The organism is Saccharopolyspora soli (assembly GCF_022678645.1).
Lineage (GTDB): Bacteria > Actinomycetota > Actinomycetes > Mycobacteriales > Pseudonocardiaceae > Saccharopolyspora > Saccharopolyspora soli.
The window spans coordinates 1-13,253 of sequence record NZ_JALBWV010000038.1; the positions used below are offsets into that span (position 1 = coordinate 1).

General features: G+C 68.5%; 12 protein-coding genes, 1 tRNA gene and 2 pseudogenes. 10 read left to right on the forward strand and 5 right to left on the reverse strand.

Translation table 11 applies throughout. From position 1 onward, the window contains the following. Nucleotides 1-234: 234 nt before the first annotated feature. Together MOQ72_RS44650 and MOQ72_RS25980 are read left to right on the forward strand one after the other, a co-directional pair. Nucleotides 235-432 (forward strand): annotated as a pseudogene (locus MOQ72_RS44650) (helix-turn-helix domain-containing protein); the annotation flags it as partial. Between the two features lie 102 nt (nt 433-534). After that, nucleotides 535-921 (forward strand): annotated as a pseudogene (locus tag MOQ72_RS25980) (MarR family transcriptional regulator); the annotation flags it as partial. A 44-nt stretch (nt 922-965) separates the two neighbouring features. On the opposite strand, the gene MOQ72_RS25985 reads toward MOQ72_RS25980, so the two are convergent. After that, nucleotides 966-1,598, reverse strand: coding sequence for a LysE family translocator (locus MOQ72_RS25985; RefSeq protein ID WP_242188281.1), 633 nt, complete (start codon nt 1,596-1,598; stop codon nt 966-968). 266 nt (nt 1,599-1,864) lie between these two features. Between MOQ72_RS25985 and pobA the strand changes: the two genes are divergently transcribed. From pobA to MOQ72_RS26005, 4 genes are all read left to right on the forward strand, one after another. Further along, the gene (gene pobA, locus MOQ72_RS25990) at nt 1,865-3,037 is read left to right on the forward strand and encodes a 4-hydroxybenzoate 3-monooxygenase (protein ID WP_242188282.1); all 1,173 of its coding nucleotides are present in this window, start codon (nt 1,865-1,867) and stop codon (nt 3,035-3,037) included. A 139-nt stretch (nt 3,038-3,176) separates the two neighbouring features. Then, complete coding sequence (locus tag MOQ72_RS25995; RefSeq protein ID WP_242188283.1) at nt 3,177-3,875, forward strand: class I SAM-dependent DNA methyltransferase; 699 nt, start codon at nt 3,177-3,179, stop codon at nt 3,873-3,875. A 124-nt stretch (nt 3,876-3,999) separates the two neighbouring features. Beyond that, the gene (locus MOQ72_RS26000; protein ID WP_242188284.1) at nt 4,000-4,335 is read left to right on the forward strand and encodes a hypothetical protein; all 336 of its coding nucleotides are present in this window, start codon (nt 4,000-4,002) and stop codon (nt 4,333-4,335) included. Between the two features lie 79 nt (nt 4,336-4,414). Next, complete coding sequence (locus tag MOQ72_RS26005; protein WP_242188362.1) at nt 4,415-5,239, forward strand: LLM class F420-dependent oxidoreductase; 825 nt, start codon at nt 4,415-4,417, stop codon at nt 5,237-5,239. Nucleotides 5,240-5,729: 490 nt separating this feature from the next. Here the strand turns inward: MOQ72_RS26005 and MOQ72_RS26010 are convergent, their stop codons facing one another. Further along, complete coding sequence (locus MOQ72_RS26010; protein WP_242188285.1) at nt 5,730-5,873, reverse strand: hypothetical protein; 144 nt, start codon at nt 5,871-5,873, stop codon at nt 5,730-5,732. A gap of 102 nt (nt 5,874-5,975) precedes the next feature. Further along, nucleotides 5,976-6,893: an AraC family transcriptional regulator gene (locus MOQ72_RS26015; protein ID WP_242188286.1), complete on the reverse strand. Its 918-nt coding sequence runs from the start codon at nt 6,891-6,893 to the stop codon at nt 5,976-5,978. 152 nt (nt 6,894-7,045) lie between these two features. Between MOQ72_RS26015 and MOQ72_RS26020 the strand changes: the two genes are divergently transcribed. Both MOQ72_RS26020 and MOQ72_RS26025 read left to right on the forward strand, forming a co-directional pair. Beyond that, nucleotides 7,046-8,128, forward strand: coding sequence for an aldo/keto reductase (locus MOQ72_RS26020; RefSeq protein ID WP_242188287.1), 1,083 nt, complete (start codon nt 7,046-7,048; stop codon nt 8,126-8,128). Between the two features lie 313 nt (nt 8,129-8,441). Further along, complete coding sequence (locus MOQ72_RS26025; RefSeq protein ID WP_242188288.1) at nt 8,442-8,687, forward strand: TipAS antibiotic-recognition domain-containing protein; 246 nt, start codon at nt 8,442-8,444, stop codon at nt 8,685-8,687. A gap of 229 nt (nt 8,688-8,916) precedes the next feature. On the opposite strand, the gene MOQ72_RS26030 is transcribed toward MOQ72_RS26025, so the two are convergent. Next, nucleotides 8,917-8,991, reverse strand: a tRNA-Ile gene (locus tag MOQ72_RS26030). A gap of 198 nt (nt 8,992-9,189) precedes the next feature. Then, on the reverse strand, nt 9,190-9,399 hold the full coding sequence (locus MOQ72_RS26035; protein ID WP_242188289.1) for a hypothetical protein: 210 nt from the start codon (nt 9,397-9,399) through the stop codon (nt 9,190-9,192). Between the two features lie 408 nt (nt 9,400-9,807). On the opposite strand from MOQ72_RS26035, the gene MOQ72_RS26040 reads away from it, so the two are divergent. Further along, nucleotides 9,808-10,674, forward strand: a complete 867-nt coding sequence (locus MOQ72_RS26040; RefSeq protein ID WP_242188290.1) for an SAM-dependent methyltransferase — start codon at nt 9,808-9,810, stop codon at nt 10,672-10,674. A 293-nt stretch (nt 10,675-10,967) separates the two neighbouring features. Continuing rightward, the gene (locus MOQ72_RS26045; RefSeq protein ID WP_242188291.1) at nt 10,968-13,235 is read left to right on the forward strand and encodes a serine/threonine-protein kinase; all 2,268 of its coding nucleotides are present in this window, start codon (nt 10,968-10,970) and stop codon (nt 13,233-13,235) included. Nucleotides 13,236-13,253: the final 18 nt, after the last annotated feature.

Sequence of the window (13,253 nt, forward strand, 5' to 3'; positions counted from 1 at the left end):
CCGCCCCCCCCCCCCCCCCCCCCGCGCCGGCGGGGGGGGGGGGGGGGGCCCCCGCCCCCCCGGGGGGGGCCCCGCCCCCCCCCCCCCCCCCGACCCCGTTCCCGTCACCCTGCGCACGCAGGCTCTGCTGCACCGGCGGGCGATCCGGAAGGCTGAAATCCGGATATTGCAATGGCCTCCTCCCGGAACGCACACTTGCCGAACATCTCGCCGGGGAACGGGAGGAAAGCACGCATGCCGGGCAGTCGCCTGACCTACCAGGACCGACAGCAGATCGCCTCGGGACTGGCCGACGGGCTCGGGTACGCCGAGATCGCCCGGCGACTCCAGCGGCCGACGTCGACGATCAGTCGCGAGGTCAGCCGCAACGGCGGCTACGACGCCTACCGAGCGGGTCACGCGGACGAGGCCACCAGGCAGCGCGCCCATCGGCTCCGAAAACCCCCGCCAGCGACCGCCCCGGCCGCCGACGAAGGGGTGCGCGACTTCGAGGAGCAGTTCACCGCGATGATGGTGCGCAGCGGTATGCCGCGGATGCCCGCCAAGGTGTTCGTCTGCCTGCTCACCAGCGAGACCAGCAGCCTCCCCGCCGCCGAACTCGTCCAACGCCTCCAGGTCAGCCCGGCATCGATCTCCAAGGCGGTCGCCTACCTCGAACAACTGCGGTTGATCAGGCGCGAGCGCGAGACCCGCAAACGGCGCGAGCGGTACGTCATCGATGCGGACGTCTGGTACCTGGCGTGCTCACAGGTGGTGGAGTTCTGCGCGACGTGGGAGAACGCCGCGCGACGCGGAGCCGAGGTCCTCGGCGGCACGCCAGCCGGTGCTCGCCTGGACGAGATGAGCCAGTACTTCGAGAACGTCGGCCGCGACCTGGCCCGGTCCGCCGAACGCTGGCAACACATCTTCCGGACCCGCTGAATTCCAACGCGGGTGTGACCAAGCCCGGTCACACCCACGGCTGGCTAGCGGAGTTCTTCGGTTGCCAGGCGCAGGGCCAGACCGCCGAAGAGGAGGGCCGCTGCTCGGTCGAACCAGCGTTGGATCGACCGGCGGCGCAGCAGGACATCTGACAGCCAGCCCGAAGTCAGACCGACCGAGGCGTCCACGCTGAGGCCCACCACGACGAACAGCCCGCCGAGGGTGAGCAGTTGGACCGGCACCGGCCAGGCCGCGTCCAAGCTGACGAACTGCGGGAAGAACGCCAGGTAGAAGAGGATCACCTTGGGATTGGCCAGGTTCGTCAACACCGCCATGGCGTAGATCCGGCGCAGCGATCTGACCGGCACCGCCTGCACTTCCGACACCGCCACCGCGGACGACCGCAGCGCCTGGACGGCCAGGTAGAGCAGGAAGCCGATACCGGCGATCCGGACGACCTCCAGCGCTGCGGGCATCGCCTGGAACATCGCCGTCAGGCCGAGGGCAGCGGCGATCGTGTGCACGGCGAGACCGCTGGACATCCCCACGGCCGCCACCACCCCGCCACGGGCACCGGAGGACATGCCGTTGGCCAGGATGAACATCATGTCCGGTCCCGGCACGATGCTCATCAGCGCAGCCGCGCCGATGAACGCCAACACAAGAGCTGGATCCATCTCAGCCCCCGATGTTCGCGACGAACGGACACGGCGGCTGGAACAACTTGTTTCGGGTCAGTTCGGGAACCTCACATCCGGTTGTGGCCGACCCCATCCGGGGCCAGCCAGCTTGCGAAATCTGCCAGCAGAGTAGTCCGCCGACGAGTGCACGGGCAGTCGAGCACTTCGGAACCCAGCAGTTTTCCGACCAGTGGAAGCTCGGCGATTGCATGCGGCTCGGTGCAATAAACAGTGAAAGTGTCCGAGCCGTGGAAGGAGCTGCATTGCGTACTCAGGTTGCGATCGTGGGCGGTGGCCCCGCTGGATTGCTGCTGTCCCACCTGCTTCACCTGCAGGGGATCGATTCCGTCGTGCTGGAGCGGCGCAGCCAGGAGTACGTCCAGCAGCGGGTGCGCGCCGGGGTGCTCGAACAGGGCACCGTGGACCTGCTCCGCGAGGTCGGCCTCGGCGAGCGGATGCTGGCCGAAGGCGACGTGCACGGCGGCGTCTACCTGCAGTTCGACGACGAACGCCAGCACATCCCGTTCCAGGAGCTCACCGGCCGGGCCATCACGGTCTACGGCCAGCAGGAGGTGGTCCGGGACCTCAACGAGCGCCGCCGCCGCGACGGCGGGCAGGTGCTGTTCGAGGTCTCCGACCTCAGCGTGCACGACGTGACCACCGAGCACCCGTTCGTCCGCTTCACCCACGACGGTGTCGACCACGAACTGCGGGCGGATTTCGTGGCCGGTTGCGACGGTTTCCACGGCGTCTGCCGGGAGGTCATCCCGGCTGGTGTGCGGACCGTCTACGAGCGCGTCTACCCGTTCGGCTGGCTGGGCATCCTGGCCACCGTCAGCCCGTCGTCGGACGAACTGATCTACGCCAACCACGCCAACGGCTTCGCCCTGCACAGCATGCGGTCGGCCACGCTGAGCCGCTTCTACCTGCAGTGCGCCCCGGACGAGCCGATCGAGGCGTGGCCGGACGAGCGGATCTGGGCCGAACTGCAAACCCGGCTCGGCACCCCCGGCTGGACGCTGCGCGAGGGCCCGATCATCGACAAGGCCGTCACCGCGATGCGCAGCTTCGTGGCCGAACCGCTGCGGCACGGACGCCTGTTCCTGGCTGGCGACTCCGCGCACATCGTGCCGCCCACCGGCGCGAAGGGCCTCAACCTCGCGGTGTTCGATGTGGACAGACTCGCCGGGGCGATCGCGGACTTCTACCGCACCGGCAGCACCACCGGCATGGACGAGTACTCCGCGCAATGCCTGCGCCGGGTCTGGCGGGTCCAGCACTTCTCCTGGTGGATGACGTCGATGACGCACCACTTCGGCGGTCCGGACCAGGACTTCGAACGGCGCCTGCAGCGCTCCCAGTTCGACTACCTCCGCACCTCCCCGGCCGCCGCGACCACCCTGGCGGAAAACTACGTCGGCCTACCAACGCGCTGAGAGGTTGTCTTCGAGCTCGTTTCGCGTGGCGGTGCGGGTGGCGTGGTCGTGAGTGCGGAACCGGGCTCCAACCCGGTTGTGCACGCACGACTCGGAAAACCAGTTTCGCCGGGCCGACGGCGGCGGAATACTCGTCGCAATGGAGTTCAATACCTTCGACACGCGCGGCTATCGCACCGTGGACGTCCGCACCGGATACGGCGAATGGGTCGCCAACTACGAGCAGACCGTCGAAGACGTGATGGACATCTCGCTGCTGGACCGGCTGGCGGAGCCGTCCTGGGCTGGCGTGACCCGCGCCGCCGACCTCGGCTGCGGCACCGGCCGAACCGGACAGTGGTTGCGGGACAAGGGAATTCCAGCGATCGACGGGGTGGACCTGACACCGGAGATGCTCGCCGTCGCGCGACGCCGGGGTGTCCACGACCGGCTGGTGGAAGCCGACGTGGCGGCCACCGGCCTGCCGGAAGCGGCCTACGACCTGGTGATCTCGTCGCTGATCGACGAACACCTCGACGACCTGCGCCCGCTTTACCGGGAGGCGTGGCGGCTGGCCGCGCCGAAGGCGGCGTTCGTCCTGGTGGCGTTCCACCCGCACTTCATCATGGCTTCGGGCATGCCCACGCACTACACCAGCAGCACCGGCGAGCCGGTCGCGATCACCACCAACGTCCACCTCGTCAGTGACCACGTCGCGGCAGCGCTGGCGGCTGGTTGGCGGCTGGCGGAACTGCGGGAGCGCTTGATCGACGACGAGTGGATCGCCGTGAAGCCGAAGTGGGAGCGGTTCCGCAACCACCCGATCTCCGCGGCCTACGTCTGGCGCAAGGACAGCTGACCCCGCCCTGGAGACCGGTTCAGCCGTGGTTCGCGTAGCGGTAGGGCAAACCGACGACCCAGGTCCCCCACGATCAAGGACCTTCGGCCTTGCACGCCGCAGCGGGATCGCGAATGTTGTGATCATGAGTCGAACTGAGCAACTGGCCAACATCGTCGGCTTGGTGACGCTGGCGATGGGTACCGGGTTGACTGCGGCCCCGAAACCGGTCGGGAAGGCGCTCGGGCTCGGCGAGCACGCCGGTTTCGCCCGCACCATCGGAATCATCGACCTGGCGCTGACGCCGGGCCTGCTGCGCGGCCATCCGCGCTGGCCGTGGATGGCTGGCCGGGCGGCGCTCAACCTGGTGATCGCCAACCACTACCGGACCCGACGGGCTCCGGCGGGCATGGCGGGGATGGCCGTTCTCGCGGTCGTCGACGGCGGCCTGGCCGTTGCGCTGAAGAGCCGCAACCGCTGAGCCTCGGCCGATCGATCCCGGTACCCCGATCGGGTCACAGGAGGGAATGCCGGTGAGATGGCCGCTGTTGCCACCGGACATGACGGTTTCGCTCGGCAAGATCGGCATCTGGCGGATAGCTGCGGACCTCGATCCCGACCTCGCGGTCGAGGTGGAGAGGCTCGGGTACGGCACGATCTGGATCGGCGGCTCGCCACCGGCGGACCTGACGCTGGCCGAACGCCTGCTGGACGCGACCAGCGAGATCACAGTCGCCACCGGAATCGTGAACATCTGGAACTCCGATCCGAAAACCGCCGCCGCGTCCTACCACCGGATCAACGCGAAGCACCCGGACCGGTTCGTGCTCGGCATCGGCGCCGGACATCGGGAGATGACCGACGTCTACCGCAAGCCGTACCAGGCGCTGGTCGACTACCTCGACGAACTGGACGCGGCCGGGGTGCCGAAGTCGGGTCGGATGCTCGCCGCGCTCGGCCCGAAAGTGCTGGAACTCGCCGGGAACCGAGCCGCCGGTGCGCACCCGTACCTGACCGTCCCGGCCCACACGAAGCGCGCCAGGGAAATCCTCGGCGAAGCGCCGCTGCTCGCGCCGGAGCAGAAGTTCGTGCTCGATGCCGACGCCGACCGCGCACGTGCCGTCGCCCGTCCAGTGGTCGAGAGGTACCTGAACCTGAGCAACTACACCAGGAACCTCCAGCGCTACGGGTTCACCGAAGAAGACGTCACCCCGCCCGGCACCGACCGCCTAGTCGATGCCCTGGCGCTGCACGGCACTGCGGAGCAAATCGCCGAAGGCGTCACGGCGCACCTCGATGCGGGCGCGAACCACGTGTGCGTCCAAACCCTCGGCGGAGACAACCCGCTACCGTCCTACCGCGCACTCGCCGAGGTGCTCCGGTAATGAGCGCGGCAGGGCTTGTCAGTGGGATGTCCTAGGAGGTGGCGCCAGCGCATCACCGCCAGTGTTCTGGTCGGCCTCGGAATCCGCTTGGCACTCACCGAACAGCGGGTTTCGCCCTGATGCGCGGGCGCACCAGGTCGCCGAGCGATCCTCCGCTCTGCCGAAACGCGGATGCGAAAGGCTTTTCGTCAATCTCGCGGCCGGGGGAGCTGTGAGCGGAGAGCGAGGGCGATCGTCGGCGATCCCCCTTTGTGTGAGCGCTCGGTAACTCGTTCGTACGAGAATCTTTGCGGCTTATACCGATCACGCGGTTCGTACTACAGCATTGACTTCCTGTTCACCTAACCAGCGCGGAGGTGGGCAGAAAGAGGAAGTGGGGTCGGGTGGCGCAGACACGAGGGGGGCCCGTCACCCACCCCACCTTCCACCCGGGAACCGACGGCGATTTCGCGCGAAATCGGTAACACCGCCGAGCGCGATGGGCCACCGCTCAGGTTCGCGGTATCGACTCGATCAACCGCGTCAGTTCGTCATCGGCAAGCGGGTGGTCGACCGCGAGCGCCCATTCCCAATGCTCGTCGCTCCAGCGGTGCACGTGACGGCGTTCGTGCCGCTGGTCCCACTGCGCGGGCATGGATGTGCCGACGGGCCAGCGGCTGAGTATCGGAGCAGGACCCGAAACTCAGGCAGCTCCATCCCGAGGCGACGAGGCCAGATCTGGTCGCCCGTACCGCCGTTAGGGCAGGTGGGGGATGCCGCGTGGACCGGTATCCGCGCGTAGCCGCGTGGCGTCGTGGCCGGGTGGCGCACCGAACAAGCGGCGGTATTCGCGGTTGAACTGCGAGGGACTGTCGTAGCCGACGAGATGCCCGACGCCCGCGACATCGCCGGGGTGGGCGACCAACAACGAGCGGGCTTCTTGGAGCCGGATGCGCTTCTGGAACTGCAAGGGGCTCATGGTCGTGACGGCGCGGAAGTGCCGGTGGAACGCGGACGGGCTCATCCCGGTCAGCTCGGCGAGGTCGGAGATCCGCAGTGGTTCGGCGTAGTTGTCGCGGACCCACCGGATTGCCCGGCTGACGTGGGAGAGGCCGCTGTCGGCCAGGCCGATCTGCCGGATCATGCCGCCGTGCGGGCCGGTCAGCAGCCGCCAGAGGATCTCCCGCTCGATCAGCGGGGCGAGCACGGGTGCGTCCGCGGGGTGGTCGAGCAGCCGCAGCATGCGGGCCACGGCGTCGAGCAGGTCGGGGCCGACCTCGCCGGTCGCGATCGCGGGCGGGCCAGCCGTGGTGCGGGACCACCGTCCGATCGGGGCCTCCAGCAGGAGGGGGGCGATGGCGGTCGGACGCAGCACCAACCCCACGCCCAGCGCTGGGGACTGCGGGCTGGCGTCCAGGAAGTGGCCGGTGACGGGCAGGGTCGCGCTGACGACGAGGCACTGCCCCGCCCGGTACTCGAACACCTCGTCACCGAGCAGGAGGCGTTTGCCGCCTTGGGCCATGACTACCAGCAGCGGCTCGGTCAGCGAATGGTCCGGCGGCGCCGTCGTCACTTTGGACAACAGCAGCCCGTCGATCGACGTCCGCAGGTCGGATCGGGCATGGGCCGCGATGAGGCTGCGGATCTCGTCCAGGAGGTCGGAGGTGGCGCGCACACTTCACGGAAGCATCCGCGATGTCGCCGGGCAAGCCCGATCAGGGCGAAGTCGAGAGGATCGTGCAAGACCGGTCGAGGATCGGTCTACCGAGTACCGCGCGGCTCGCGCTTCGATGTGATGACCAATCCGACGGACAATGGAGCTACTTCATGCCGCTCGATCACTACGTCACGCTCGGCCGCTCTGGGCTGCGGGTCAGCCCGTTCGCCCTCGGCGCGATGACCTTCGGCGAGGATCCACCCGGTGCCGGGTGCAGCGTCGAGGAGTCGGAGAAGATCCTGGCGAGCTACCTAGACCGCGGCGGGAACTTCATCGACACCGCGAACTTCTACACCAACGGCCATTCGGAGAAGATCCTCGGCGACTTCTTCGCCGCGCGTCCCGGACGGCGCGAGCACGTGGTGCTGGCGTCGAAGTTCTTCGGCAACCTCTTCCCCGGCGACCCCAACGGCGGCGGCGCGGGCCGCTCGTCGATCATCGCCCAGCTCGACGAGACCCTGCGCCGCATGCGCACCGACTACCTGGACCTGTACTGGCTGCACAACTGGGACCGGCAGACCCCGATCGAGGAAACCCTGCGCACCCTCGACGACCTGGTCCGGGCTGGGAAGATCCGCTACATCGGGTTCTCCAACACACCGGGCTGGCTCACCGCCCAGGCCCAGACCACGGCGCTGCTGAAGGGCTGGACCCCGCTGATCGCGCTGCAGGTCGAGTACTCGCTGCTGGCCCGCACCGTCGAGGGCGAACTCGCGCCGCTCGCGCTCGACCAGGGTATGGCCCTGGTTCCCTGGAGCCCGCTGAAGAACGGCTTCCTGTCCGGCAAGTACCGGCGCGACACCCAGGTCACCGACTCCGCCCGCACAGCGCACGTCGGTGGCCCCGACGAGGCCGAGTTCACGGTCATCGACACGGTCGCCGCCATCGCCAACGAACTCGGCACCACGTCCGCGGCGGTGTCGCTGGCCTGGCTGCGCGCCCGCGAAGGCACCGTCGTGCCCATCCTCGGTGGCCGGCGCGTGGAACACCTGGAGAACAACCTCGCCGCCCTGGAGGTGCCGCTCACCCCCGAACACCTCCAACGGTTGGACGACGTCTCCGCCCCGACCCTGAACTACCCGGCGCCGATGCACGGTGCGCTGCGGGCGATGCTGCAATTCGCGGGCACCACCGTCGACGGTGAAACGTCCGCCGCGTACCCGCCGCTGCTGCAAAGCGACATCCGCTACTGAGGAGGTCGCAGATTGGCTTGCGCAGGGTCGAACCACTGGATCCCCATCTGGACTTGACCCTGACGTAGCAGGAGCCTTGACGTTCCCGTCCCGGCAATGGATGCAACTGCCCCCGAGGTCTATCGGGATTTCTACGGGATGCCCATGTTCGTCATCGTCCCGACTGGCGACCTCGCGGCTTCGAAGGACTTCTGGATCAACGGGCTGGGGTTCATCGACCTCTTCTCCATCCCGGATCAAGTGACCCACTTGAGATCGCTACGCGTTGCGAGGAACTCGTGCCGGGATGCACCAGCGGTCCGAGGGAGATGCCGTGGAATTCCATCGAGTTGACGATCGTCACGCCGGAGAATGCGCGAATCGTGATGACGGCCGCTCGAGATTCGTCTACCGGGAAGCGAACGCCCTCGCGCAACGGCACCGCGCGTTGCTCTCGACGTACTTCGACTGCACGCACTCGATGCAAGCGTGCATCGGCAGAATGTTCGTCCGCGATGCCGGGTTCGCCGAGTACTTCGACGCGGTCGAGCCCGGCCTCGCACCTCGTTGCGCGACGTGATCTTCGCGAATGTCGAAGCCAACGGCGTCGACCCGGATTCAGCGACCTGGCAGTGACCGCCACCCAACAGCCGACCCCAGATCGCTGGCTGGTGAGCCGGTCCGGAAGGCCGCGCAGTGCGGGGAGCCGACGAAACGTCACCACCGCACCGTGAGGGATTGGGGGTCTCGGCATGACGGCCGACCCGGCGAGGTTGCACCAGCAACCGAGCGGGGTCGGCCGGAGGCCGTGGGGCAGGTGGGACTTGAACCCACGACCTGACGGATTATGAGTCCGCTGCTCTGACCTGCTGAGCTACTGCCCCCGGACATGGCGATCGTAGCGAGGTCGTGGTGTGTTGGGGCCGTCGGGTGCGACCGCCAACTGGCCTACGGCCCGGTTCGTCGGAGCGGCCGAATTCGCTGCGCACAGCGTTACGCCGACCGGCGCAGCCAGGTCGGCAGCGCCGAAAAATCGGGGCCGACGCACCCGTGCAGTGCGTCGGCCCCGGTCCGGGTTGGGCTCAGCTGATGAAGCCGAAGATATCGAATGCCCCGGTGAGTTGGCCGATGATCGCGATGGTGGCCAACAGCGCGCCGATCCCGGCCACCGTCAGCGCCGACAGCATGATCAAGTAGACGATCGCCTTGATCGGCTTCGGCAGCTTGGCCACCGATGCGAAGTCTGCCAGCGAAGAAATGTGCGGTTCCTTGCCGATCCCTGTTGCGGACATCCTGACTTCCCCCGTCCTCTGTGAGTCCCCGACGAACACCACTGCTCAAGAGACGAAGCGCAACGGGTTTCCGTTGCGCGCAACGCATCACGACTTCGTTTCGGTCCGCAATCGAGCGGATCAACCAGCGCGGTCTGATTCCGGCCCGCGAATGACGCGGCTTCCTCCGCATCATCCGTGTCGGCACTGACGGCCGCGAGCCGGGCAAAGATCAGATCGCGCGGCAGCCGCGAATCGTTATCCACCTCGACCTCGAACCGCCCGGACAGGTGACTCGGACCGGCTCGGCCGGTGTTCGCGCGGGTTTGGGCACGACTGGTCGTCAGGCAAGCTCCCGCACCAACCCGCCTGGCCTCTAAGATCGTGTGCCGCAGCAGGCTGGATATGCGCGGCGAGGGGTTGATCGGGATGACCATGGACGACGAGTCGACCGCCACTTCGATTCCGTTCGACAAGCCGACCTCGGCACGAGCCTACGGCTGGATGCTGGGCGGGAAGGACAACTACGCGATCGACCGCGAGTTCATCCGCCGAACGTTGGTGGAATTCCCGGAGTGCGTGGACATCGCGCGCCAGAACCGCCTGTTCCTGTTCCGCGCGGTGCGCTACCTGGTCCAGGAGGCGGGCATCCGGCAGTTCCTCGACCTGGGCTGCGGCTTGCCCACCGACAACAACGTCCACCAGGTCGCGCAGCGGTTCGATCCGGCCGCCAGCGTCGTCTACGTCGACGTCGACCCGATCGTCCTGGCTCAGGGCCGCGCGCTGCTGGCCGACAACGAGGCGACCACTGTCATCACCGCGGACATGCGAGATCCCGAGGCGATCCTCGCCAACCCGGACGCCCAGCAGCTGATCGACTTCACCGAGCCCGTCGCGGTGCTGTTCCTGTCCGTCGGACACCACCTCAAGGACAGCGACGACGTCGGGCACGGTCCTCGACACGCGCTGCGGCACATCATCGACACGGTCGCGGCGCCGGGTAGCCACCTGGCCGTCTCGCAGATCGTGCACGACGATCCGGTCAAGGCCGCTCGGATGAGCGAGCAGATCGACGCCGCTGGCATCCCGTGGCAGACCCGCACCCCGGCAGAAGTTGATGCCCTACTCGACGGGCTGGAGCCGGTCGAGCCGGGTTTGGTCAACCTCAACGATTGGCGACCCGACCCGAACCAGCCGTTGCTGGAGCCCGCCCCCGCGGTCCTGCAGCCCTACGTCGGCATCACCGAGACCCGGACCGACGTCTACGAGTACGGCGGCGTGCTGCGCAAGAGCTGACCCGATGGCCTGACCCGCGATCCGGCCAGTCCGGTACGGGCTCCGCGGTGCGGATCTTCCGGCCGCGCGGGACCCGCTCACTCCAAATGCTGTCCATTGTGGACCTCCAGCGTCGGCTCGTGGTGGCGGGGCGAACATTTCCGGGACCGCTCCCGGCGATCCGAACCAACAAGTACGATCATCTCCGGTCGCAACCGACCGGAGGTGCACGTCTGCCTCGGGAAGACCTCCGGGTCACCCGCCATCAGGGCCGCTGGATCAGCAACGAATGGACTTCGGGCGCGGATTGATCCGTGGAAGACGAGACTGAGGACGAAACCCCGGTCCGGCCGGATCGGCCGGACATCACCCGCCTGTTGCCGCGGTATCGGCTGCGCGAACAACTCTCGCAGACCCTGATGAGCGAGGTGTTCCACGCCGAGGACACCGAATGCGGGCGGGATGTCGCGCTCAAGGTGATCAGGCCAGCGCTGCTGCGGCAGACCGGCTTCGCCGTGCGGTTCAAACGGGAGTCCGACATCGCGCGCACGCTGTCGCACCCGAACATCGTCGAGACCTACGCGGCGGGCCAGGTCGGTGCTGGCGACGAGGCCCTGGGTTACCTGGCGATGCGGTTCGTCCTGGGAGCGAACCTGGGCAAGGTCATCGCCGTTCGGGGCAGGCTCGGGTTGGCCGAGACCGTCGCGGTCGCACGGCAGGTCGCCAGCGCGCTGGACTCCGCGCATGCCCAGGGCCTTATCCACCGGGACGTCAAGCCCGCCAACATCCTGGTGGAGAACGGTACGAACCAGGTCTACCTGTGCGACTTCGGCATCGCGAAGAACATCGCGCAGAGCTCGATCACGGTCACCGACGCGGCGCTGGGGACCGCGCTCTACTTGTCACCGGAACAGCAGGCCAACGGGCGCGACGTCGACCACCGCGCGGACGTCTACTCGCTGGGTTGCGTGCTCTACGACTGCCTGGCCGGCCGGACGCTGACCACTCGCGAGCGCCGGGTCCACCCGATCCCGTTGCTCGGGTCGCCGGTCGATCGGGTGCTGCGCAAGGCGATGTCCGACGACCCGGCGCGGCGGCACGCCACGTGCGGGGAACTGGCCGAAGAACTGGCGGCGGCAGCCGAGAGGACTCCCCGCCTCCGCCACCTGTCCGCCTTCCTGGCGATCACCGCGCTGTGCTTGGTCCTTGCGCTGATCGCGGCGCTGTTAGTCGCCGTGGTCGATCCCGCGCCCGACCGAGCTGCGCTGGCACGGGCCCCTGCGGCGCTGCGAGACGACTGCCGGGTGGTGGACGCAACGATGGCGGGCGCTAGCTCCGCCCTGTCCTGCCAGGACGGCGCGGGCCGCGTCGCGGTGACCGAGTTGTTCGCCAACGGCGCGGTCGCCTCCGGCGCCTATGCCCGTGTTATCAGCGAGTCCGGCGTGGCCGAAGGACAAGGTGACTGCGCGACGGCGACCGGCGCCGAGCACCGCTACCCCGCCACCGGCCCGGCACGCGGCCGGGTGCTCTGCTACCTGCACGACGACCGGGCCGTGGTCGTGTGGACCGACACCGAGGCTGGCACGGTCAGCCGGGCCGAAGCCCCGACCACCGACGACGCCGCGCTGCGCCGGTCCTGGTCGGAGTGGGTGGGCGCCGACGATGCCTTCCCCAGCGCCGACGAGCGTGCGCTGCTCGACGTGGCGGCCGGGGTCGGTTGCGCGCGGGTGCCCGTCGGCGACCTCGACGCGTTTCCCGGTGCCGTCGCCGGGGTGACCTGCGTCCCGAGGGGATCTGGGGCGCGGGCGGTGTCCTACTACCGGTTCGCGTCGCTGCCCGATCTGCGGGCGAGTTTCACCGGCCGGGTCAGCAGCACCAGGGCCCCGAGCGGGGTCTCCTGCGCCACTGCTCCGGGTTTCCTCGGCACGCAACGGCACGACTGGCTCGGTGTCGACCTTGGGCAGGTGCTGTGCCAGCCAGGTCCGGACGGCACGCTGGCGATGGACTGGAGCATGGAGCCCCTGTTGCTGGCGGGACGGGTGGTCGGCAACGAACCGACCGCTCTCACGGGCTGGTGGTCGCAGTGGCATCTCGCACCGTTGGGCCGAATCATCAGCGCGGTCAACGCCCAGTCGGCACCGCCGTTCCCGACCGAGCCCGAGCGCGCGCTGCTGGACCACATTCCACCGGTGTCCCGGGTCAACTGCGTCCGCCCATCTCCGGAGCAGGTCTGGCGGGATGTGGGGGCCGCATCGGCGGTCGGGGTGGCCTGCGGCCGGACGAGCGGCGCCGCGCTGGTCGTCTACTACCAATTCCCCGACGTCGCGGCCATGCGGTCCGCCTTCAACGACACCGGCGACTCCGGCGAGGACTGCATCACCCTGCCGCCGGACTTCAACGGCGACCGGGGGTACTCGCGCGGTGGCAGCACCGGCAGACTCCGGTGCGGTTTCGATGAGAGCACCGGTGAACGGACGCTGGCGTGGACCGATGACCGGCTGGCAATCGCGGTGCATGCGCACCAGGGCACCGAACCGTTCGCCATGATCGACTGGTGGACCCACGACGCGGGCCCGGTCTAGGCGCCTGCCCCCGAAGCT

Bases quoted from the DNA above. Each gene is read 5' to 3' on its own strand.
- MOQ72_RS25985 (WP_242188281.1), bottom strand. From the start codon at position 1,598: ATGGATCCAGCTCTTGTGTTGGCGTTCATCGGCGCGGCTGCGCTGATG.
- MOQ72_RS25995 (WP_242188283.1), top strand. From the start codon at position 3,177: ATGGAGTTCAATACCTTCGACACGCGCGGCTATCGCACCGTGGACGTC.
- MOQ72_RS26000 (WP_242188284.1), top strand. From the start codon at position 4,000: ATGAGTCGAACTGAGCAACTGGCCAACATCGTCGGCTTGGTGACGCTG.
- MOQ72_RS26005 (WP_242188362.1), top strand. From the start codon at position 4,415: ATGACGGTTTCGCTCGGCAAGATCGGCATCTGGCGGATAGCTGCGGAC.
- MOQ72_RS26010 (WP_242188285.1), bottom strand. From the start codon at position 5,873: ATGCCCGCGCAGTGGGACCAGCGGCACGAACGCCGTCACGTGCACCGC.
- MOQ72_RS26020 (WP_242188287.1), top strand. From the start codon at position 7,046: ATGCCGCTCGATCACTACGTCACGCTCGGCCGCTCTGGGCTGCGGGTC.
- MOQ72_RS26035 (WP_242188289.1), bottom strand. From the start codon at position 9,399: ATGTCCGCAACAGGGATCGGCAAGGAACCGCACATTTCTTCGCTGGCA.
- MOQ72_RS26040 (WP_242188290.1), top strand. From the start codon at position 9,808: ATGACCATGGACGACGAGTCGACCGCCACTTCGATTCCGTTCGACAAG.